Source organism: Hafnia alvei (genome assembly GCF_964063325.1).
GTDB classification, from domain to species: Bacteria; Pseudomonadota; Gammaproteobacteria; order Enterobacterales; family Enterobacteriaceae; genus Hafnia; species Hafnia alvei_B.
This window is the reverse complement of record NZ_OZ061316.1, coordinates 12,645-35,064: the sequence shown is the minus strand read 5'-3', so window position 1 is coordinate 35,064 and position 22,420 is coordinate 12,645. Positions and strand designations below refer to the sequence as shown.

Sequence of the window (22,420 nt, the reverse complement as noted above, 5' to 3'; positions counted from 1 at the left end):
CCTTGCCGTAAAGGAGAGCCACCAGATCACCGGCGGCAGTATTGCTGATTCCGATTGACCAGAGGATAACAGGTGACCTGTCGGAATACATTTTTCGCCCAAATAAATCTTATTGGCTTATCAGAAAGACATTGTTTCACCGTCTGCAGGAATAAGGACTTTATCTTCAATGCCATGTTCAAGTGAGAACTCGCGTAATTCTGCGCGGGTAAGGAGGCAATGATTGATTGATTCCATGTGAGACGCCACGATGGTCGCAGTCGGCAACATCTTAAGTGTGCGTAAGGTATCTTCTTTTCCCATGATGATCGGACCGTACAGGTCGTTGACCGCATAGCCGGTATTGAGTACCACAATCTCCGGCTTGAAGCGCTGAAGGCTTTTTATATAAGGCTTGACCCAGACGGTATCACCGGCGATATAAAGCGTTTTTTCATCATGATGCGTGAAGACCAGACCGCATGCGTCACCCAGTAAATCACCCAATTGGGTATCGGCGTATAGTTCGTTACTGCCGTGCTGGCCGTCAGTTTTATAAATCGTCAGTCCGTCAACAAAATGATTTTCATCTTTCAGAACGCGGACGTTAAGAAAGCCCTGAGAACGGATCAGCGCCGCATCTTTTTCATCCTGCGTATAAATAAGCATGTCTTTAGGAACAGACTGCTGTGCTGCTTCGTCCCAATGATCGGTATGAGTGTGGGTCAGGATAACGGCATCAACAGCCAGTAAATCTTCTACAGGCACAGGCAAGGCAACCATGGGATTACGCAGGTGCGGGCGGGCACTTCCGGCAAAACCATCCCAGGCTTCCTTTTCTGCGAGCATTGGATCGATAAGGAATTTTTTACCGGCATATTGCAGCAAGAGAGTGGCATTGCGGATTTGCGTTAATTTCATTATTTGCTCCAGTGATTCATTAGATTTGAAGCCCAGCTACTGCGTTTAGCATAATCAGGCTGGGTGGCTGCGAGTAGCTTTACTATAAGAGGAGGAAGGGATGGGCCGTGACATGCTCACAGGTCATTAGTCGATGAAATCAGGTCAATCGCCGTGGTTAAGTTTTTCTACTGTCCTTTCTCCGCTGCCAAAAGGCCTCTTTAAAGGTAATAGAAGAAAGGGATATAAGTCGCGCAACCGGCAGCGTCACATCAAGAGCCGTTGAACCGGATATAGCGATGGTAGCGGTGCTGTAACCGAACCGCGAAATCAGCGGAATGAGCATCAGCGCAGATATCCCGCGAAACAGTTCGCTTAAGAAAGCCACGGTTCCTAACAGAGGATTGCCCATTTTTGTGAACAGCGTTCCAGAAAGGGTATACCATACAAAACCGGATCCGATCGCCAGAACTTCATGGAGCGGTACGTTGATAAACAATGATGCCAGCGCGGCTCCCATAAATGATGACAATATCGTGACCAACGTTAGCCACAGGTTGGTTTTATTTAACAGCACGCGTTTTATACTAATATTCGAATACGATAATTTTACCGCGACGGAAAATATCAACAGATACAGAAGCAAAGAGATAATGTGGTCTGCGTCCAGGTCGGGCATTAACCCTTTTAACCCCAGTATAAAGCCGGCCGCCACCGTGATGAACTGAGAGAGCGTGGGAAGAAAAATTGACAGCAGATTTGAAAGACTGTTCTGCAGGTGTGAAGCATTACGGGGAGGCCGTTTTTCTCCACTCAGCTTGCCTACAGCGACCAGGGTAATAAAGGTTATCACCGATGTATCTGACGCAATGATCAGATCATTAAAGCCCGCGACGGAGAGTTGCCCCTTAATATCAGGGATCCCACCAACCGTGGCCCCCATAAACACCAGAAGCAAATACAGAGACAGCATTGAGATTTTATCAAAGAATGAAGGGTAACTATTTTTAACGTAAGCGACTCATCTAGACCGTCTGTTCGGGAGCCTCCGGTTCAGGAAAAATAGTGCCCATCATTTTTTTAATGGACACTATCCTGTGAAACGCCGGACATGGTTAATCGACGCACTGCAATTACATTTTGATGAGCATCTATCCCGAATTGAAGCCGGGCGACGACTTGGGATCCCAAAAAGTACGGTCTGTGATCTCTTTATTCGTTTTAGAAGGCACGATCTGACCTGGCCAGTACCAGGCAGCATGACCTGCCGGAAACTTGAAAAAATCCTGTATCCACAACGTTTACTTGCCTCACCGTTGGCCCCGGATATTGCCGTTCCCGTTCCCTCAGAAACACTCTCCTCTGGCAAACACCGGCGGCGGCCCAATTTCCCACGTGAATTCAAAATCGCCCTGGTTGAACGCTCTCTGCAACCTGATGTTAGTGTGGCACTGCTGGCGCGTGAGAACGGTATTAATGCCAATCTGCTGTTCAACTGGCGTCATCTTTACCGCAAAGGCTTACTGGTCGCCACGACAGATACCGCAGCAATATTGCCTGTCGTGGTGTCTGAAACCAGCAATGCCATAGTCGCTGAGTGCCGGCCTCCCATTCAGTTGTCGCCATCCGGTGAAGGTCATTGTTGTGAACTGGTATTGCCTGCCGGTACGCTAAGGATCTCCGGCTCGCTGACGCCTGCACTGCTTCGCATGCTCATCACCGAAATGAAAGGAACGCTTCTGTGATCGCGCCGCCTGCAGGAACACGCATCTGGATAGTCGCGGGTATAACGGATATGCGTAATGGCTTCAATGGACTGGCCTCAAAAGTGCAAAATATCCTGAAAGACAACCCTTTCAGTGGTCATCTCTTTATCTTTCGTGGCCGCCGTGGCGACATGATTAAAGTGTTGTGGGCCGATGAGGATGGCCTGTGCCTGTTCATCAAACGCCTGGAGCGCGGACGCTTCGTCTGGCCGGTGACCCGTGACGGCAAAGTTCATCTGACACCGGCGCAGCTGTCCATGCTGCTGGAAGGCATAAACTGGAAACATCCGCAACGGACAGAACGCCCTGGAATACGCATATAACCTGCTGTAATGTAGGGGAATGGATCGCTCACTCTTCGACGAAAATGCCCGACTTCGGGCACTGCTGGACGCTCAGCAGCAAAGCCTTCACCAGATGGCGGAGTATAACCGCGTGCTCTCACAGCGGGTGGCGGCTTATGCCAGTGAAATCAACCGGCTGAAAGCCCTGGTCGTCAAACTGCAGCGTATGCAGTTCGGCAAAAGCTCGGAAAAACTGCGCCAGAAAACGGAACGTCAGGTGTGTGAGGCGCAGGAGCGTATCACTGCCCTGCAGGAAGAGATGGCGGAGGTGCTGGGTGAGCAGCATGATCCGGTTATACCACAGCCGCTGCGCCAGTCTTCTGCCCGCAAACCGTTGCCAGCATCACTTCCGCGTGAAACCTGCATGCTGCCGCCAGCGGAAACGGCCTGCCCGTCATGCGGTGGGGAGCTCAGCCCGCTGGGCTGCGATATATCGCAGCAACTGGAGCTCATCAGCAGCGCCTTTAAGGTTATCGAAACGCAGCGGCCAAAACTGGCCTGCTGCCGGTGTGACCACATCGTTCAGGCCTCCATGCCGTCAAAACCCATTGAGCGCAGCTACGCCGGCCCCGGTCTGCTGGCGCGCATCGTCACAGCGAAGTTCGCGGAACACACACCTCACTATCGGCAGTCGGAAATATACCGCCGACAGGGCGTGGAGCGGAGTCGTGCCACGCTGGGACGTTGGTCCGGTGCGGTGAGCGAACTGCTGGAGCCGCTCTGGGATCTGCTGCGCCAGTATGTACTGATGCCGGGGAAGGTACATACCGATGACATCCCGGTGCCGGTACAGGAGCCGGGCAGCGGCAAAACCCGGACGGCCCGGTTGTGGGTGTACGTGCGCAATGACCGCAATGCGGGTTCACAGATGCCACCGGCGGTCTGGTTCGCGTACTCACCGGACCGCAAAGGTGTTCATCCACAACAACATCTGGCTAGATACAGCGGTATCCTGCAGGCCGATGCGTATGGTGGCTACAATGCGCTTTACGAGGATGGGCGCATAACCGAAGCGGCGTGTATGGCACACGCCCGCCGGAAAATCCACGACGTCCACGCCCGCATCCCCACCGATATGACGACTGAAGCACTGAAACGTATCGGTGAGCTGTACGCCATCGAAGCGGAGATCCGCGGCAGCCCGGCGGATGCAAGGCTGGCGGTCAGAAAAGCCAGAACCGTGCCGGTGATGCAGTCGCTGTACGACTGGATACAGGCACAGATGAAGGTGCTGTCGCGCCACTCAGATACGGCGAAGGCGTTCGCCTATCTGCTGAAACAGTGGGATGCGCTGAACCAGTACTGCAGTAACGGCTGGGCGGAAATCGACAATAACATCGCAGAGAACGCGCTGCGTGGTGTCGCTCTGGGGCGAAAAAACTGGTTGTTCGCAGGGTCAGACAGCGGTGGTGAACGGGCAGCAATCCTGTACTCGCTGATCGGTACCTGTCGGCTAAACAACGTGGATCCGGAGGCATGGCTTCGGTATGTCATTGGCCATATCCAGGACTGGCCAGTTAATCGGGTTCGTGATCTGCTGCCATGGAAAATCGACCTGACTGCTGAATAAACGTCAATACGGTTCAGATGAGCCGCTTACTTTCAATCGTTACCTGATTTTTTTAATTTCCGTTAATAATATTTTTATGTACTCAAGTGATAAATTTGACTTTCCCATTACCCTCCTGACATATCGTGAGGCACAAGTTATCTGAAGGGAAAGACATACATACAATATCATCTATTTTAGATATACATCCAAAAAATGCTTATAGGTTTAGAAGCAAAATAATCATTAAGTTCAATTGTAAAAACCACATTGATTTTTGCAAAAAAAATAACACTTGGACTTTAGATCCATTCATATATAGAAATAAATACGAATGAGCGGTATACCTTTTGGCGACCTCTGCTGTGAATGCGACAACGCCATTTTTCGTCAATCTCAGGGCTTCTAATCAAAACTCAGCATCTCCGGCTTTCCTATCAGATACCCCTGAAAAGCGTTGATACCGAGCGCCGCCAGCGCCTCAAATTTATCCTGAACATCGACGCCTTCTGCAATGCAAATTGTCTGGTTCAGACAGCAGAAATAAATCAGCGACCGTATCAAATGTTCATGATAAGTGTTGTTCTGAAAAGTGTCGGCAATGCTTTTATCTATCTTAAATCCGTCGAGCGGGATATTTTTCACGGGAAAGATAACGCTCGTCTCCCCAAAGCAATCATCCAGATATACACGGCATCCATTCTCCCGCAGCAGGGCGATTGCCCTCGCGCCCTCGGATAGATCGGTAAGTATGGATTGCTCGCTAATCTCAAACACTAAGCGTGACATCAAAGCTTTGTCCACTAAACGATATCGTGCCTTCCCCATAATATGTTCAATCCAATCCTCGTAAAGTAGGCAATCCGGTAGGTTGACAGCAAAAGTGATGCTACCTCGAAAGTGGAGAATTGTATTAATCGCTGAATGCACCATCATTTCCGTGAGTTGCTGCCACAGCCGGCTAGAATGAAAGTTCGCCATAAACGCTGCAGGTGAAAGAATGTCATCCCCTATCTGCCAGCGCATCAACAACTCATAACCTAGGATATGTTTATCTCTGTTCACGACTGGTTGATAAAATGGAAAGATAGCGCCATCCGCTAATGCCTTAAAAGCCTCTGACTCGCTAACTAAAGGATGCATGGAGACTTTTTTTTTGAATGAATTAATCCAGCAAACACTTGCCCTTCTTTGCCTGGAAGCTGTGACAGTTTTCTGAGCCCAGAGAGTTTATGATGGTGGAATTGTTTACTTCTCATTTTCACATTCCTTCTTCCCGGATGAGGGTGGCGAAAAAACAGTTTTAACACATTGATTTCAATGCATGTTAGACCGGCATGACGGCTGTTTTCGGCCGTCTTCCTCCCCCCCCTTTCCAACATAACCGCCGTAGAGTGACGAGATGGGCAGGGTATCGTTGCGCTGATATACGACAGCGGGCTTTTGGCACACATCCATCGACATTTTGTAAGGGTAATCCGCTTATGCAGATTGAGGTGGAGCGTGTGATAAATAAAATCTGGCGGCAGCTCGCTCAATACCGTAATCGTGCTAGTTAACGGTAGATTATTAGTAATGACAATAAGTGCCATCAAGTCAGCAAACATCGTTTCCTGTCCCATGGATACATGGACGACATAGTGATGATAGGGAGTAAAGAACTTTTTACTCGTCAGTGTGGCGCTGTCTTTAGGTAAATAGTTAGCGGAAAAAAAGTCAATCAGGTAAGGGCGAGCGACGCACTTAACGCTCTGACACAAATAAACCAAACCTTGAGACGTATAGGTACATGATGAAATGACCGAGACCTCTTGAAAGTAAGGTGCATAATTGCCCTCAGGCACAAGCGTGGTGATATTTAATTTATCCATCGTAACGTTCTTCATGGTCAGGATATCCTCTGATGTACCAAGCGCTCCTCTCGGTCGGCCTTGCACACCCTTTTTATCGACACTTTAATGCGAGTGGCACAGCGTTAATGAGATAACGGGCGACCTATGAGCCGCCCGTTCGTCTAACCCAAAGTGAATATGTCAGGTGTCATGGCGAGTGGGTGAACCGTCTTACCACTGGTACCCAACCCCCACTGAGGCACCAAAGTCACTCTGGGTATTACCACTGCCGTTGACTTTAAAAATCCACGTTCCATCTTCAGATGTTTTAGAGACACCGACCGAAATAGCTGACTGACCGTTATACGTCGAAGCCGAGGCACCAACCAAACTTGAGTTAGGTTGATACGCCTGAGGAATACCCGACATCGCCATCGCCGAGGCTATCCCGCCGGTCAGCTTATCATCCAGATCATTAATCTTTTTGTTAACGCTTTTGCCTAAACTCTGGAAAGCGTCATTGACCTGACCCACGTTGGCAGCGTCGGTTCTAGCCGTACCCGCGGCGACATTGGTTACCTGACGTTCGTGACCTACGCTACCAACTGAAACGCTGTTGTCCCTATCCGCCACTGAACCATAGCCCAACGCCACAGACTGAGCACCGCTAGCATGACTACCCGCACCTAATGCGACAGTCTGTGAACCCGTAGCGCTACTACCCTGTCCTGCCGCTAGCGTACTCGCCCCTGAGGCTGTAGCCCCCTGGCCGAGCGCGGTCGCATTCACAGCCGTTGCTTTGGCACCACTACCACTGGCGCTACTGTTAGCTGCCGTAGCCTGCGCGCCCGCACCACTAGCCGTGCTGAAATCACCCGAAGCCACCGAACCCGCACCGACTGCTAATCCGTTTTGACCAGTCGCTTTCGCCACGCCCAAACCAGTATCATCTCGGCTACTGATATTGCCCATTACCCCCTGCAATTGTCCCACCGTGGCGGCATCATTGGCTGCAACTCCGTCGGCCACGCCGCTTAGGGTTCGGTTACCCTCTGTACCCGCGACTGACACGGTTGTACCCGCCTTGCTGGAGCCGATAGTAATGCTGTTATCGTCACTGCTCTGTTTCACCAAATTGCTCTCGGTCGCATTGTTAACAATGGTGGTTAGGCCAGCAATGTCGGTAGTGTTTTTAGACACTTGGTCAGCTACAGCATATAACTGGCTGCCGTTAACGGCATCCGTTGAATCCGCGGTCAGTTTCCCCTCAGCCAGATTAGTTAGCGTCTGGGCCTCTCCCGGCGCAGAGGCTGTTCCACCGGCTGCGGTTAAGGTCGCGACGTTAGCCGTACCGGTACGCTGCACTACCCCAGTGCTTCCGGACGACACGCTATTGTTAAGCGCCGTCAGGTTGCGGTCAACGCCGCCAAAGGCATCACCGATGTTGCTGTAGTTGCTTCCCTGCACGGTGTAGCTCGGGGCGGTCCACGCACCGGTCGTGCTGTTGTAAGCTGCCCCGCCGCCCAGTGCGCTGGCGGTACTGGTGCCTAGATTGGCTAAGTTCGTGGCATTCGTGCCCACATTAGTATTGGTGGCAAACAGCTGACTGCCGTTTACCGCGTCAGTGGAGTCTGCCGCCAGATTGCCTGCCGTCAGATTGCCCAGCGTCTGCGTCTCTCCGGGGGCGGCGGCGGTGCCGTTGGCCGCGGTCAGGACGGCTTTATTCGCCGTATCGGTACGCTGCACCACGCCGGTGGTTCCCTCTGAAATGCTGCTGGTTAACGCCGTCAGGCTGCCGTCAACGCCGCCAAAGGCATCACCGATGTTGCTGTAGTTGCTTCCCTGCACGGTGTAGCTCGGGGCGGTCCACGCACCGGTCGTGCTGTTGTAAGCTGCCCCGCCGCCCAGTGCGCTGGCGGTACTGGTGCCTAGATTGGCTAAGTTCGTGGCATTCGTGCCCACATTGGTATTGGTGGCAAACAGCTGACTGCCGTTTACCGCGTCGGTGGAGTCTGCCGCCAGATTGCCTGCCGTCAGATTGCCCAGCGTCTGCGTCTCTCCGGGGGCGGCGGCGGTGCCGTTGGCCGCGGTCAGGACGGCTTTATTCGCCGTATCGGTACGCTGCACCACGCCGGTGGTTCCCTCTGAAATGCTGCTGGTTAACGCCGTCAGGCTGCCGTCAACGCCGCCAAAGGCATCACCGATGTTGCTGTAGTTGCTTCCCTGCACGGTGTAGCTCGGGGCGGTCCACGCACCGGTCGTGCTGTTGTAAGCTGCCCCGCCGCCCAGTGCGCTGGCGGTACTGGTGCCTAGATTGGCTAAGTTCGTGGCATTCGTGCCCACATTGGTATTGGTGGCAAACAGCTGACTGCCGTTTACCGCGTCGGTGGAGTCTGCCGCCAGATTGCCTGCCGTCAGATTGCCCAGCGTCTGCGTCTCTCCGGGGGCGGCGGCGGTGCCGTTGGCCGCGGTCAGGACGGCTTTATTCGCCGTATCGGTACGCTGCACCACGCCGGTGGTTCCCTCTGAAATGCTGCTGGTTAACGCCGTCAGGCTACCGTCAACGCCGCCAAAGGCATCACCGATGTTGCTGTAGTTGCTTCCCTGCACGGTGTAGCTCGGGGCGGTCCACGCACCGGTCGTGCTGTTGTAAGCTGCCCCGCCGCCCAGTGCGCTGGCCGTACTGGTGCCTAGATTGGCTAAGTTCGTGGCATTCGTACCCACTTTAGTATTGGTGGCAAACAGCTGACTGCCGTTTACCGCGTCGGTGGAGTCTGCCGCCAGATTGCCTGCCGTCAGATTGCCCAGCGTCTGCGTCTCTCCGGGGGCGGCGGCGGTGCCGTTGGCCGCGGTCAGGACGGCTTTATTCGCCGTATCGGTACGCTGCACCACGCCGGTGGTTCCCTCTGAAATGCTGCTGGTTAACGCCGTCAGGCTACCGTCAACGCCGCCAAAGGCATCACCGATGTTGCTGTAGTTGCTTCCCTGCACGGTGTAGCTCGGGGCGGTCCACGCACCGGTCGTGCTGTTGTAGGCTGCCCCGCCGCCCAGTGCGCTGGCCGTACTGGTGCCTAGATTGGCTAAGTTCGTGGCATTCGTACCCACTTTAGTATTGGTGGCAAACAGCTGACTGCCGTTTACCGCGTCGGTGGAGTCTGCCGCCAGATTGCCTGCCGTCAGATTGCCCAGCGTCTGCGTCTCTCCGGGGGCGGCGGCGGTGCCGTTGGCCGCGGTCAGGACGGCTTTATTCGCCGTATCGGTACGCTGCACCACGCCGGTGGTTCCCTCTGAAATGCTGCTGGTTAACGCCGTCAGGCTACCGTCAACGCCGCCAAAGGCATCACCGATGTTGCTGTAGTTGCTTCCCTGCACGGTGTAGCTCGGGGCGGTCCACGCACCGGTCGTGCTGTTGTAGGCTGCCCCGCCGCCCAGTGCGCTGGCCGTACTGGTGCCTAGATTGGCTAAGTTCGTGGCATTCGTACCCACTTTGGTATTGGTGGCAAACAGCTGACTGCCGTTTACCGCGTCGGTGGAGTCTGCCGCCAGATTGCCTGCCGTCAGATTGCCCAGCGTCTGCGTCTCTCCGGGGGCGGCGGCGGTGCCGTTGGCCGCGGTCAGGACGGCTTTATTCGCCGTATCGGTACGCTGCACCACGCCGGTGGTTCCCTCTGAAATGCTGCTGGTTAACGCCGTCAGGCTACCGTCAACGCCGCCAAAGGCATCACCGATGTTGCTGTAGTTGCTTCCCTGCACGGTGTAGCTCGGGGCGGTCCACGCACCGGTCGTGCTGTTGTAAGCTGCCCCGCCGCCCAGTGCGCTGGCCGTACTGGTGCCTAGATTGGCTAAGTTCGTGGCATTCGTACCCACTTTAGTATTGGTGGCAAACAGCTGACTGCCGTTTACCGCGTCGGTGGAGTCTGCCGCCAGATTGCCTGCCGTCAGATTGCCCAGCGTCTGCGTCTCTCCGGGGGCGGCGGCGGTGCCGTTGGCCGCGGTCAGGACGGCTTTATTCGCCGTATCGGTACGCTGCACCACGCCGGTGGTTCCCTCTGAAATGCTGCTGGTTAACGCCGTCAGGCTACCGTCAACGCCGCCAAAGGCATCACCGATGTTGCTGTAGTTGCTTCCCTGCACGGTGTAGCTCGGGGCGGTCCACGCACCGGTCGTGCTGTTGTAAGCTGCCCCGCCGCCCAGTGCGCTGGCCGTACTGGTGCCTAGATTGGCTAAGTTCGTGGCATTCGTGCCCACATTGGTATTGGTGGCAAACAGCTGACTGCCGTTTACCGCGTCAGTGGAGTCTGCCGCCAGATTGCCTGCAGCCAAATTGGTCAGCTTCTGCGCCGTGCCCGGCGTTGTCGCGGTGCCTCCGATGGCCGTCAGCGTCGCTACGTTACTGGTGGCAGTGCGCTGCACCACGCCGGTGCCGCCGGATGCTATGCTATTGCTCAGGCTCGTCAAGCTGCTGTCTACTCCCCCCAGCGCGCTACCGACATTGCTGTAGCTGCTTCCCTGCACGGTGTAGCTCGGGGCGGTCCACGCACCGGTCGTGCTGTTGTAGGCTGCCCCACCGCCCAGTGCGCTGGCCGTACTAGAACCAAACGCATTAATATTGCTGTTTAGCCCGGACGTTACCTGGTAAAGCTGTGCCCCATTCACGGCATCTGTGGAGGTGCTGGATAACTGCCCATCCGCGACCCCCTGTATCTGCCGATTACCAATAGCCACCACACCATTGGTGGGAGCCTGTACTACGGAGAGGGTTTTACCGCTGATAAATGAGTTTGCAACGGTATTTGCGGTGGTATTAGATACAGCAGAGGCCGTCGAGTTACTGCCGAGGGCAACGCTGTTCGCTAGCGTCGATGAAGCGCCATTCCCGAGGGCTAACGCATTAGTTGCGGCCGCACTAGCATCACGCCCAATAGCGGTAGCGCCTGACCCATTGGCTGAAGCCAAATATCCCACAGCAAGAGCTGCCTGACCTGATGCATTTGCTGTTGCGGAACTACCTATTGCTATCGAGCCGGGTCCAGAAGAACTAGCTACCCCGCTAGATGCCTGTATGGAAATCACTTTAATAGACCCATCACTTAATGTGGCTTCAGCAAAAGCGTTCCCGCAACCACAGAGCGAAAGTAAAATAACTTCATTAACCAACAAGCTTAATTTATTTTTTTTCACTGAAAAAAGTGAAACAACTCCCGCACGGCGGGAGTTCGTCAGTCTCTTTGATATAGACATAGCAACCATACCCTTAATATAAGAGAGTAATTAATAATATAGAGATGATTATTAACAAGCTGAGTGTTTACTAAATATCACTTGAGTGTCATGTCAATGCTTTGCGTGACGCCCATAATATATCCATTTGCCAGCCACGGCGTACCATATAGATATAGACTTACCCCTTCAAAACCAACATCCATTAAATATCCGGTTGAACTTTTAAATTTAAACTTATCTTTTTGTAAGAGTAACAACTGATAATGATGATTCATCTCTTCCTGATTATATTTCCTGACGGCATACAAAAATGCTGCAGCAGATTGTGCAAATAAACGATGGATTTTCTGGTTATATATGTCTACTGACAGAGGCTTTTTATCTGGCAGGTCCGCCGCGAGTTTCCCATATAACTCCGCTGTAGCTCTTGCGACGCCCAGCCTGAAAGGCATCAGATTGATAACCGCCTCTTCGTTAACTTCAATAACGGGTTGTCCTTTCTTATCTTTACGCTGACTCACATACTGATTCACATCAGGGATAGCCTCAATTGACGTAATCATGTAGGCAGCGCATGCTGTCTGATAAGATTTTACATCCTCACTTTGTATGAGCTTGGTCAAGGCATCAGCGCTACCACTAATTTTTTGAGTCAACCCCGCTTGATTGATATCATCCCTGAGTGCCGCTGGTTTAATTTCACCATAAGCTACACGACAAATACCATTAAGCACGGCATCACGCCTCTCACTTTTTATTTCAGGTATTTCGTTGACCACTGCATTTATGATAACAGGTAAAACATTAATACTGAACGAGGTAGAGGTTACCGTACTTGCATCAGCTTTTTGATGCATATCACAGCCGAACAGAAAGGTCGTAATAAGAGCGACTGAAAATATAATTTTTTTTGGCATTAGGTTAAACCTTTATTATCTAGAGATAAAAAAATACAGGCAGACGTAATAAATAAAAAGTATAACAAAATAACATCCTGAGCTTTCATGATAATTTATAGTATGAATAAAATAATTCAAATTATTTTAAATATGCAGTAGAGGTAACTTTTTCATATAGGTATCTAATTCATAAAAATGTATACATATAACAAAGCCCTTTAACACCAGAAACTTTCTGGATAAAAAATAAGATATTTTGACTTACAAACATAGTGAATAAAAATTATAAATTAATGAGTAAGATAATGTAAGTTTCATAAGTTAAAATATAGTGAACATAGAATGAAAAATAAACACAAATATGTCGTGGGTGTTAAAAAAACGACAAACTCCTTAAAATTAAGAATATTCTCACAAATAAAGCCTTGCAAGCACAAAAAAACAACATCAAAAAGCATATTATGCTAAAAATTAAAAATTATTAGATCAATAGATCGTATAAACTAAAATCACAAAATAAAGATCTAGTCAGACGAATTTTCAGGCCAAAAAAACCACAAGCTCAGGAAAAAAACCATGATGATGTAGGGGGGAAGTGTATCCCTGTCGTATTCACAACAGAGGTTGCGAAAAGGTACGCAGCCCGTTTTTAGGCACCAATAGATCAACGTGTTCCGCCGGTGAAAATCTGTCACTGGCAGTGATGCTGAAGTTGTCTTTTGCGTATACGGGGGTCGAGGTCCAATGATGTAAAAAACCACGCTAAGAGGTTAATTCATTGTTTGTATTGAAATTTAACGGTCTTAACTCGCCCTTCAGAATATCTTCCGGTAACGAAAACGTATAATGCCCCAGCATATTTATATGGCCATGTATCAGCGGCGATAATCTTGCCAGATGCTCCTCTTCAGGTGTTTCCCCCGATTTGCGAAGATGTGACAACGCCTCCTGCATGTAAAGTGTGTTCCACAGCACAACCGCATTGGTCACCAGACCCAGAGCACCGAGTTGATCTTCCTGCCCTTCACGGTAGCGTTTTCTAATTTCACCACGTTGTCCGTAGCAAATGGCTCGAGCCACTGCATGGCGTCCTTCTCCCCGGTTGAGCTGAGTGAGGATCCGACGCCGGTAATCCTCATCATCGATATAGTTGAGAAGATATAACGTCTTGTTGACCCGGCCCACTTCCATAATCGCCTGAGCCAGACCAGATGGTCGGCTACTTCTCAACAGTGAACGAATAAGCTCTGATGCATGGATGGTCCCAAGCTTCAGTGAGCCCGCCATTCGCATCATTTCATCCCATTGGGATTCGATTTTTGACAGTTCAACACATCCCCGGGCCAGCTCATTCAGGGCACCATAATGTGCCGTTTTATCTGCCCGCCAGAATATCGCCCCGCCTGCATCGGCCAGACGAGGGGAAAACTGGTAGCCCAGTAACCAGAACAGGCCAAAAATGATATCGCTGGATCCTGCCGTGTCCGTCATAATTTCTACCGGATTCAGCCCAGTCTGCTGCTCCAGAAGCCCTTCCAGTACAAAGATGCAATCTCCAGCGAAATGCGCCAAAAAACCCAACTATTGCTGTGAACCGCCAAACTCCAGATAGATGTTTGCCAGGTTCTGGTACTGATTAAAGCGGTTTTCATCAAGTAAAAGCTCGGACTGGCGGCGTTTTTCCTGCGCATCCAGCCAGAAGGTAATGGGCACGGCACCCTGTCGGTAGCGGACTTCATTTAACCGTTCTGACTTTCTCGCAAGTTCAAGCACATTACGCAGATGTGTCTCCTGCGCCAACAGTTGGGTGCGGTATGAAAGCGCATCGTCGATACCGGTCATGGCTTTGTACAGTGCCTGCTTAAACTCCAGTACGCGTTGCTCGTAATCGTTGCGAACGATCTTGATATCTACCCTTCTTTGCCGCCACTCTAGGAACGGCAGTGTCAGACTTGTCCCTACAGAGCCGACAGGATTATGTAGGAACGTCAGCAGTGAGGTGCTGGAGGTTCCCAGAGAACCCGTCAGACTAACCGCCGGGTAATACTCTGTTCGTTTTATATCGACGTTCACAAGCGCCTCGCGCACCCGCCACTCTTTGGCACTAATATCTGGTCGGTGGCTCAACACGCTTGCCGGGATACTCGCGCTTATCTGCGGCATGGGTCCCGCTGGCAGCCGTGCAGGTTCAACGACCGAGCTACCTGGCGGCGCACCCAGTAGTAGAGTGCACTCATTAAGTGCCTGAAGGCGCTCGTGCTTGAGTGCTATAAGGCGATTTTCCTGCATCAACAGACTCTGTTCGGCGTCGGCCACATCCAGCGACGAAGCGCCGCCCGCGCTGTAGCGAACGTTAGCCAGCCGCAAGGTCTCTTTGGCATAGCTAATACTCTGCTGAAGCACGTTCATTTGCTGGTTTATGAAGCCGATCCGCCAGTAGTTGTTGCTGGCGTCAGAGAGCAGCGTTAGACGCGCTGCTCTTAAATCCTCTTCCGTCGCCTGGCTTTCCCATTCCACAGCATCCCGCTGGCGCGCGATTTTTCCCCATAGGTCGACTTCATAGCTGGTACCAAGGCTAGCAGAACTGCTTTTCGTCCATGATGAGGAATGGTTTAGTTCGTTATTACTATTGGCATTCATCACAGCGTTCAAACTGGGATCGTTAACGATGCCAACTCGCTCCGCATTAAGCCTGGCACGGTAGACACGCAACACGGCGCCAGCAACGTCATTGTTGCTTGCCATAACCTGCCGGATCCAGTTATCAAGCTGAGTATCGTGAAACGCCTTCCAGTCAAACGGCACCGTCGTGCTGGCATTGTCATCCTTGAGCCAACTGACCGGATAATTAACATGGGGTGTATGGTAGTCGCTTTTCAGGCTGTTTCCGCAACCGGTGCTGAGCGTAGCAGCGAGGCAGACTGCTAAAGGTGATAAAATTTTCATGGGTTACTCACTGGCCAGTGAAACAACCGGATTCATTTTTGCCGCTTTGCGGGCGGGGAGATAACCGAAAATCATGCCGATTAACGTTGAGCAAAAAAGCGCGGTGGCAGCGGCCTGCCAGGAGTAGATAGCCGTTAGCATCCCTCCCGCCAACATGTTAAGCAGCGGCGCGATAGCATACGACAGTGCGATACCTAAAGCGCCACCGATCAGGCACACCAGTACAGCCTCAATCATGAATTGCTGCATAATATCGCTGCACCGCGCACCAACGGCCATGCGTATGCCGATTTCATGGGTACGTTCGGTGACGGAAACCAGCATAATGTTCATCACGCCGATACTGCCGATCATAAGGGATATAGACGCCACCATCAGGATCAGAATGCTGAAGGTCATCGAGGTACGCTCGATAGATTTTCGAATCTGCTCAAAATTGTAAATCTGGAAGTCCTTAACACCGTGGCGTTGGGTGAGCAGTTGAGTAATCACACTGACCGCAGCTTCATTAGCGACATCGTCCTTCAGCCGGATGCTAATGCTGCTCAGTATCGGCTTGCCCATGATGCGGTACATTACCGTGCTGTAGGGCATCCATACGTTAATGCGGTTTGCCTCATAGTTATTGCTTTTGGCGATGCCTACAACCCGCGCCGGCACGGAGCCAAGAAGGACAATTTGTCCCAGCGCTTTCAGCCCTGCTTCATCGAATAACGCCTTACGTGCGTTTTCGTCGATAATCACTTCTTGCAACCCATTGCGGTCATCCCGGAAGGTTGCCCCCTGCAAAAGTTCAATGCCATTGACGCGAAAGTGATTACGCCCAACCCCGTTGATTGAGGCGGTGGCGGATTTTCCGCGAAAGCGGATTTTATCTGAAGCGCTAACCTCAGGGCTCACACTGTCAACAAAGCGCTGCTTCGCCAACGCATCCGTATCTGCAGGGACCAAAGTACGGATACTATCATTGTCGATGCTGTCATCAAATAGGTCACTGCCGGGATAGATCTTGATCATGTTAGTGCCAAGATCCTTGATGTTCTCCAGCGTCTGCTGCTTGGCACCCTCGCCCAGCGCCACCACCGTCACTACTGCGGCGATGCCGAAGATAATGCCTGTCATGGTTAACGTCGTGCGCAGACGGTGCGCGTTCATCGCTTTCAGCGCCATATGCAACGATTCTCTGGTGCGATCAAGCAGGCTTTGCCAGCGACTTTGTCGGGTGCGGTTTGGCGGCGATAAAGATCCCGTGATAGTCACTCGGCTGCCGCTGTCAGAGATGATCTCTCCGTCCCGTAGCTCGATAATGCGCAGTGCGTGCTGCGCTACTTTCATATCGTGGGTAACCATCACCACCGTGTGCCCGCGCTGATTGAGCTCACTGAGAATGGAAAGTACTTCCTGCCCAGATTGGGAATCCAGCGCGCCGGTAGGTTCATCTGCGAGAATAATCTCGCCCCCGTTGATTAACGATCGCGCAATACTGACACGCTGCTGCTGTCCGCCGGAGAGTTCTCCTGGCTTATGGTGTTCACGCCCTTCCAGCCCCAGTCTGGCAAGCAGCATAGCGGCTCGCTGTCGGCGAAGGTCACGCTGGCTGTTTGCGTAAATAGCAGGGATCTCAACGTTGCCGAGTGCGCTCAAATCTGGCATCAGATGGTAGCGCTGGAAGATAAATCCAACATGTTCGCGGCGCACTCTTGCCAGCTCATCCGGGGAGAAATAAGCCGCATTCTTGCCGCTGACGAAATAGTCACCGCTATCCGGCACATCAAGGCAGCCCATAATATTCATTAGCGTGGACTTGCCAGAACCTGAAGCGCCGATGATCGCGACCAGTTCCCCGGCGGCGATGGTCAGGGTGATATCCTTCAGCACCGTCAGTGCATGTCCGCCGTTGGTATAGCTGCGGCTGATGCCCTTTAGCTCGATAATATTGCTCACAGGATGAGTCCTTCCCCTGCCGGTTTCTCACCCGGTTGCGACAGTACCACTGTTTCCCCGGCCTTTAAGCCTTCGAGGATCTGAATATCGACGCTGTTGCTAATCCCGATTTTCACCTCACGGGGTTCCCGCTTGTTATCGCCGGTCAATACTTGTACCTGCTGTTTATTCCCTTCAACTTTATGCACGGCCTGAATCGGCACCAGCAGCGTATTTTTGGCTTCACCTACCACTAACGTTACCTGCGCCGTCATGGCGATGCGTAGTCTATTTTCAAGGTTTGACACGTTTAATAGCGCGTTGTAGTACACGGAAGCATTCGATGTTCCGGAGCCGGAGTTATTGCTGGCAAGGAGATCATCTTTCATCACCGACTCAGGTGCTAGCTCCACGCTCCGCAGCGTGGTGTCATAGCGGCGGTCTGGGTCGGAGAAAATGGTGAAGTATGCCTTTTGCCCTGCGGCAATACGAGTAATGTCGGCCTCAGAAATTTGGGCCTTGATGGTCATCATATCCAGCCGAGCCAGCTTGATGATGGTTGGCGCACTCTGGCTTGAGTTCACAGTCTGCCCCTGCTGAGTCACCACCGCAATCACGATACCTTCCATCGGCGCTAGTACTCGGGTATAGCCCAGATCGACATTTTTCTTGTCGACTTCAATCTGCGCCTGCACCAGACGAGCGTTAAGGGACAACAGCTCTGCACGTGTAGTCGCTAGGGTAGCCTCGGCAGATTCAAAATCTTCACGTGAGCTGGCATCTTCGCTCAGCATGCTTCGCTGACGTTTGAAGCGCAGATCAGCCTGCTTCAGTAGCGCCTGTTTAGCCTGCAAGTCGGCTTTTACAACGTTCAGCGCCGCCGAGGCGGTACGCAAATCATTACGCTGCGGCACATCATCAATGTCAGCTATCAACTGCCCTTTGGTTACATGATCGCCAAGTTTTACTTTAAGCGACTTCACCTGACCGGAAACCTGAGCACCGACATTGACGCGTTCAATCGCGTCTATTCGCCCTGTGGCCAGAACGGTATTTTCGATGTCGCCCAGGCGTGCCGTAGCGGTAACGTAGTTCGACAACTGTGGACGCTGCAGATAAATGCTCACTGTGGCGATGATGATAATGAGTAAGACTGCACCGATTAGCAGCATACGACGGGAAATGAATTTCATTAGTATTGTGCCCAAGTATTCCATGACAAGAAAAGCAACGATTCAAGCGATTCACATTAATCTATTTAGCTTGTACGAGAGATCAAAGCATAGCTAATAAGTTCGCGAGAAAAGCAGGGGCAATCCGGCGATAGTTCGTAGCAATGTCAATTACTCACGGCCCTTAGATCGATGATTGTGGTGAAGCTACCTTGTTCAAAGGCACGTTTAATCTGCTTGGTGAGCGGCTGTCCGGCAGGTTATCCAATTAAGTCATGGCGCTAGTCACGCCCTACTAATTGCTGAGCACAGCTAGCACGGTTGTGACATAGGCGAAACGAATAAACCAGACAGCACAAAGAATGTGCACCGTAAAAGACGAGTTGAAATGCGAGGGACCATAGAACTACATTAGTCGACATAAAACAACACATAAATTGATGTGAAAATTGGGAAGCTAAGCTGAAAAATTACTCGGCCTATGTTTTGAGGCATGTAAAGGTGAATGGCACAGTTTCCCTGACCTCTCATAGGTCTTGGCACAAGAATAAAGCCAATCAAATTGTTGACGGTTTACGTGTTTTTTAGTCTCAGAATGTTTGGAATATCTCTGATAGTAAATTGAGATGATAAATTTCAATTTAAACAATTAATTGACTTCTTAACGTACGTATTTGCTCTGTTGGTCATCAACCCGCTATATTTGGTTGCGTGATGTGTTGACTCGCTTGCCGAGCTAGCCCAACAGCCGGATCAATGAACTATTACCTTACGTCGAAAACCGCTTCAGATAATAGTATCCATCTTATTACATTATTTTAATCGAATAAGGCGAGTTCACAGTTCGCTTACCTAATACATACTGACTTTATAGATTAAAAATATGATAATTAATGTTTTTTAGACATTAAATTGAACTTTTAGAGGAAGTGCGCACGGAACCGCTTTTTGCACGGTTGAGCTTCAGCCCCCACAGAGCACTATTTAACGGAAACAAACTGCCCCCTACAGCATGATCTGGTTGTCCATCCTGAAGTGATCGTCAGACGAGAGGACTCAAACAAAACAGATGCAGTAATGAAGGAAAGGGGCATATTGCTTGTTACAGGCTCGCACAGTTATCTGAAATTACTGTGGATAGTTGCCTCTTAATATTAGGGGCTGAAATCCAATTTTAAGAAAACGTACCTCAGTGAAGTAACTATCTGAGATATTGAAATATAATAGATATGGAAGCGCCTTTTAAAGGGGACTTTTAAAAGATATTTATCTGGCAATGTTTTCTTCTAATCTATTTTTCAGATGATAATTTCGCTCTAGCATTACGGTTGGCCCCTTTAACTTGTAGCCTCAATATAAATATTATTAATATGTTACATTAATTGTCACAGTATCAGAATAACTGTCTGGTATGTAATTGGCGCTGGGTACGGTGCCATAGATAACATAAGGAATGGTGAAGCCATTACCAGTACCCGACACAGTATTTTGCGTCGTGTTCCCCCACACAGTACCTGTTGAGCCCGAGGAGGATCTAAGCTGATACGGAACCGCATCAATATTACTACCAGTGCCTTTCATTATTCCACTGCCCGCTGTATTACTGTTGGATGGCACTAGCCCTATAGTGTAAGGCGTGTTGTTAGTACAAGCGACACCTAGAGTGTTAAATGCCGCCAAGTTAATTTGGTTTGCATTCACGCTGCCAAAGCTAATGTTGTTGGCGTAGATGATATCGCACTGTTTCAGGACCATAGCCGTAACGTTAAACGGGAAAGTAGCAACGATGGTGTTACCACAAGTCGTGGGCGGAGCAAGTAATCCGACATTAAGAGTAACGATGCTAGTTGCAGCTGTATAGTTGTCCTGAAAGCGTCCAGGCACGCTGGAGAGTTGCGGTGTTGGTATTTGTCCATAGACAGTCAAACTTCCGGTCACTGGTGTTAAGTTTAAAAGGGGGATCTGAACCATGGGAAAAGTAGTGCCAGGCTGGTATTGACTGCCCCAAATGATGGTATTGCCTGCGTTCTGATACAGTTGATAGTTCAAGGTGTTGGCCGGAGGGCCTGCTGAAGACATCGTCCGCGTAGCAATCTGGCCACTGACAGATGAGTTACCAATGTTAAAGCATAGGTTAATACCCGCGAGTACATCACCAAGTTCTTTTGTACAAGAATAATTAAAGGTCATAGAAGTTGACGGCCCGGTACTTGCAAGCGGGTTTACCGAGGAAAAATTGACTGTGGAGACGTTACTCAACGAGCATGTTACCGCGTGGCTGGCAGCCTGACAAAGCAGCAGAGATCCCATTAATAACCAGAGTTTAATCCTCATGGGTTATACCTCTTTGATTGATACATTTACTTACCCCTTTATTGGCATACCAACGGGCCAATTTGCGGAATATCTTCTGTTTTCTCAGGGAGATAAAAATGGACACTGCAAGTCCCCGTTTCTGTAGAGACCTGCAACCGATTATGTGTTTCCAGCGTATCAAAGTATGCCATTCCTTCAAAACCAACAAACGAAGAGCTTTGCATGCCACCGTTTAAGGTGGCTTTGCTACCCTGCGGAAGAAATCTGCCACGATCATCTACTAGGATCACAAGCGCCGCGCGCACAGGGGTAATACCAAAGTTCACCAGTGAACGATAGCCCGCCTACGGCGGGAACTAAGACTCTGTTACTAAGGTGCTTTTTTCAGTTTTCCTAGCTCGTTATAATCCTGTGCAATTTTAAGGGGTCAGTTCAAAAACTCTTCTTTCAGATAGATTATGGCTGGGGCAAGCTACTCACTAAATACGGTGACGCCATACCTGAATGGACTCAATTGGTCGTCGAGCGCATGCTCGCCTGTGGTACCCCTGGCATGGGATTACACCGATACTGCTGCGCATCTCCTCATTGCACACATGCCAAATACATTTGCTACAGCTGAAAGGGAAAGGCTGTAGCGCCTGCGGTATGAAAGCCACTGAGCGATGAGAAGGTAGTGGTCGCATTTTTCACATCTGACTCGTCGTAGAGCTGGCATAGATATGCCAGCTCTACGAAAGCGGCATGGGATGGCATGGATGAAAACCAACGAAATCACGGGTTACTAGAATCTACAAAGATTGAAACACCATAAGGTAAAGAGCCCATTTTTCCATATCTAATTTTATAATGATTAATTATCATTGAAAACCTTATGAATACACCGTCGAGGCAAAAGTGTTTTTCAATAAAAAAAATTTCATCCTTATATTCATGATTTTCACAATTGTAGGTTGTGCAAATGTAAGATTGAAGCACCCTACGCCCTCCCAAAAAATGGTAATCACCGCGCTAAAGGAATCTCAGGAATTACTCGACATTAATGAAAATAAAATAGATCTCCAAAAAATAAAAAATATTGAAAAACTTCCTGTAAACGAACTACCAGCTGATTTTTTTCTGGCGAAAATTAATCCTGACTTAACCATACATACTATGGGATTTACCAGCAATGAACTTCTTGTAGGATTGCACTCTGGGCAAGATTTGAGAAATGCAGGAATTATAATAAAACCTATCAAAGGTTTTATTTATAATTACACAGGAAAGATAGAACGTGTTTTATATGCTACACCACACATGGTTGATTCTGAAAATTCACGTGAAGATATGGTTCTGTATACTAAGCCAATATCACCGTTTAGTGTTATAGTTTTATATCAGGATGGTACTAAAGGTCAATTCGATTTTAAATCTAAAGAAACAACCGCTATATTTGGCGGTTTTTACTCAACTAAATTAGATAAATTTGATGGTAAACTTTGGATTAATAACAAACTTTATTCAGACCGTTATTATGTAGGTATGCCATATAGTCAATAAGGGAAAAAAGGTGGTGATTTACCCCAACT

At 50.2% G+C, this 22,420-nt stretch carries 15 protein-coding genes and 1 pseudogene; 4 read left to right on the top strand and 12 right to left on the bottom strand.

What is annotated here, in order from left to right; genetic code table 11:
- Nucleotides 1–120 precede the first annotated feature (120 nt).
- Together AB3Y96_RS22730 and AB3Y96_RS22725 are read right to left on the bottom strand one after the other, a co-directional pair.
- Nucleotides 121–900: an MBL fold metallo-hydrolase gene (locus AB3Y96_RS22730; RefSeq protein WP_040047077.1), complete on the bottom strand. Its 780-nt coding sequence runs from the start codon at nucleotides 898–900 to the stop codon at nucleotides 121–123.
- A 157-nt stretch (nucleotides 901–1,057) separates the two neighbouring features.
- Nucleotides 1,058–1,852 carry a lysine exporter LysO family protein gene (locus AB3Y96_RS22725; RefSeq protein ID WP_316455452.1) on the bottom strand — a complete coding sequence of 265 codons (795 nt, stop codon included), beginning with the start codon at nucleotides 1,850–1,852 and terminating at the stop codon, nucleotides 1,058–1,060.
- A gap of 124 nt (nucleotides 1,853–1,976) precedes the next feature.
- On the opposite strand from AB3Y96_RS22725, the gene tnpA reads away from it, so the two are divergent.
- From tnpA to AB3Y96_RS22710, 3 genes are read left to right on the top strand one after another with little or no spacing between them, the layout of a single operon-like run.
- Nucleotides 1,977–2,624 (top strand): IS66-like element accessory protein TnpA, encoded by a 648-nt coding sequence (gene tnpA, locus AB3Y96_RS22720; RefSeq protein ID WP_367300381.1) that lies wholly within the window; start codon nucleotides 1,977–1,979, stop codon nucleotides 2,622–2,624.
- Complete coding sequence (tnpB, locus tag AB3Y96_RS22715; RefSeq protein WP_072307903.1) at nucleotides 2,621–2,968, top strand: IS66 family insertion sequence element accessory protein TnpB; 348 nt, start codon at nucleotides 2,621–2,623, stop codon at nucleotides 2,966–2,968. Before tnpA ends, tnpB begins: the two co-directional genes overlap by 4 nt.
- Before the next feature lie 19 nt (nucleotides 2,969–2,987).
- A complete protein-coding gene (locus AB3Y96_RS22710; RefSeq protein WP_367300380.1) occupies nucleotides 2,988–4,559 on the top strand; it encodes an IS66 family transposase in 1,572 nt (523 codons plus the stop codon).
- A gap of 384 nt (nucleotides 4,560–4,943) precedes the next feature.
- Here AB3Y96_RS22710 and AB3Y96_RS22705 read toward each other — a convergent pair whose 3' ends face one another.
- From AB3Y96_RS22705 to AB3Y96_RS22660, 10 genes and pseudogenes are all read right to left on the bottom strand, one after another.
- The gene (locus tag AB3Y96_RS22705; RefSeq protein ID WP_367300379.1) at nucleotides 4,944–5,681 is read right to left on the bottom strand and encodes an EAL domain-containing protein; all 738 of its coding nucleotides are present in this window, start codon (nucleotides 5,679–5,681) and stop codon (nucleotides 4,944–4,946) included.
- Nucleotides 5,669–6,424 (bottom strand): hypothetical protein, encoded by a 756-nt coding sequence (locus tag AB3Y96_RS22700; RefSeq protein ID WP_072308884.1) that lies wholly within the window; start codon nucleotides 6,422–6,424, stop codon nucleotides 5,669–5,671. The genes AB3Y96_RS22705 and AB3Y96_RS22700 overlap by 13 nt, the downstream gene beginning before the upstream one ends.
- Nucleotides 6,425–6,601: 177 nt before the next feature.
- Nucleotides 6,602–11,611, bottom strand: a complete 5,010-nt coding sequence (locus AB3Y96_RS22695; protein ID WP_367300378.1) for a beta strand repeat-containing protein — start codon at nucleotides 11,609–11,611, stop codon at nucleotides 6,602–6,604.
- 77 nt (nucleotides 11,612–11,688) lie between these two features.
- Nucleotides 11,689–12,510: a hypothetical protein gene (locus AB3Y96_RS22690; protein ID WP_072308883.1), complete on the bottom strand. Its 822-nt coding sequence runs from the start codon at nucleotides 12,508–12,510 to the stop codon at nucleotides 11,689–11,691.
- A 744-nt stretch (nucleotides 12,511–13,254) separates the two neighbouring features.
- Nucleotides 13,255–14,040 (bottom strand): annotated as a pseudogene (locus AB3Y96_RS22685) (Tn3 family transposase); the annotation flags it as partial.
- 33 nt (nucleotides 14,041–14,073) lie between these two features.
- Complete coding sequence (locus AB3Y96_RS22680; RefSeq protein ID WP_367300377.1) at nucleotides 14,074–15,438, bottom strand: TolC family protein; 1,365 nt, start codon at nucleotides 15,436–15,438, stop codon at nucleotides 14,074–14,076.
- A gap of 3 nt (nucleotides 15,439–15,441) precedes the next feature.
- Entirely contained in the window at nucleotides 15,442–17,382 is a 1,941-nt protein-coding gene (locus AB3Y96_RS22675; protein WP_367300376.1) for a MacB family efflux pump subunit, read from the bottom strand.
- Nucleotides 17,379–18,554 carry an efflux RND transporter periplasmic adaptor subunit gene (locus AB3Y96_RS22670; protein ID WP_367300375.1) on the bottom strand — a complete coding sequence of 392 codons (1,176 nt, stop codon included), beginning with the start codon at nucleotides 18,552–18,554 and terminating at the stop codon, nucleotides 17,379–17,381. Before AB3Y96_RS22670 ends, AB3Y96_RS22675 begins: the two co-directional genes overlap by 4 nt.
- Nucleotides 18,555–19,898: 1,344 nt before the next feature.
- Nucleotides 19,899–20,867 (bottom strand): spore coat protein U domain-containing protein, encoded by a 969-nt coding sequence (locus AB3Y96_RS22665; RefSeq protein ID WP_367300374.1) that lies wholly within the window; start codon nucleotides 20,865–20,867, stop codon nucleotides 19,899–19,901.
- A 38-nt stretch (nucleotides 20,868–20,905) separates the two neighbouring features.
- Nucleotides 20,906–21,175 (bottom strand): FimD/PapC C-terminal domain-containing protein, encoded by a 270-nt coding sequence (locus tag AB3Y96_RS22660; protein WP_367300373.1) that lies wholly within the window; start codon nucleotides 21,173–21,175, stop codon nucleotides 20,906–20,908.
- 571 nt (nucleotides 21,176–21,746) lie between these two features.
- Between AB3Y96_RS22660 and AB3Y96_RS22655 the strand changes: the two genes are divergently transcribed.
- Nucleotides 21,747–22,391, top strand: coding sequence for a hypothetical protein (locus AB3Y96_RS22655; RefSeq protein ID WP_367300372.1), 645 nt, complete (start codon nucleotides 21,747–21,749; stop codon nucleotides 22,389–22,391).
- The last annotated feature ends 29 nt before the right edge of the window (nucleotides 22,392–22,420 follow it).

What these genes read in the sequence shown, in the direction of transcription:
- AB3Y96_RS22730 (WP_040047077.1), bottom strand. Translation starts at nt 900, where the DNA reads ATGAAATTAACGCAAATCCGCAATGCCACTCTCTTGCTGCAATATGCC.
- AB3Y96_RS22725 (WP_316455452.1), bottom strand. Translation starts at nt 1,852, where the DNA reads ATGCTGTCTCTGTATTTGCTTCTGGTGTTTATGGGGGCCACGGTTGGT.
- AB3Y96_RS22710 (WP_367300380.1), top strand. Translation starts at nt 2,988, where the DNA reads ATGGATCGCTCACTCTTCGACGAAAATGCCCGACTTCGGGCACTGCTG.
- AB3Y96_RS22705 (WP_367300379.1), bottom strand. Translation starts at nt 5,681, where the DNA reads ATGCATCCTTTAGTTAGCGAGTCAGAGGCTTTTAAGGCATTAGCGGAT.
- AB3Y96_RS22700 (WP_072308884.1), bottom strand. Translation starts at nt 6,424, where the DNA reads ATGAAGAACGTTACGATGGATAAATTAAATATCACCACGCTTGTGCCT.
- AB3Y96_RS22695 (WP_367300378.1), bottom strand. Translation starts at nt 11,611, where the DNA reads ATGTCTATATCAAAGAGACTGACGAACTCCCGCCGTGCGGGAGTTGTT.
- AB3Y96_RS22690 (WP_072308883.1), bottom strand. Translation starts at nt 12,510, where the DNA reads ATGCCAAAAAAAATTATATTTTCAGTCGCTCTTATTACGACCTTTCTG.
- AB3Y96_RS22680 (WP_367300377.1), bottom strand. Translation starts at nt 15,438, where the DNA reads ATGAAAATTTTATCACCTTTAGCAGTCTGCCTCGCTGCTACGCTCAGC.
- AB3Y96_RS22670 (WP_367300375.1), bottom strand. Translation starts at nt 18,554, where the DNA reads ATGAAATTCATTTCCCGTCGTATGCTGCTAATCGGTGCAGTCTTACTC.
- AB3Y96_RS22665 (WP_367300374.1), bottom strand. Translation starts at nt 20,867, where the DNA reads ATGAGGATTAAACTCTGGTTATTAATGGGATCTCTGCTGCTTTGTCAG.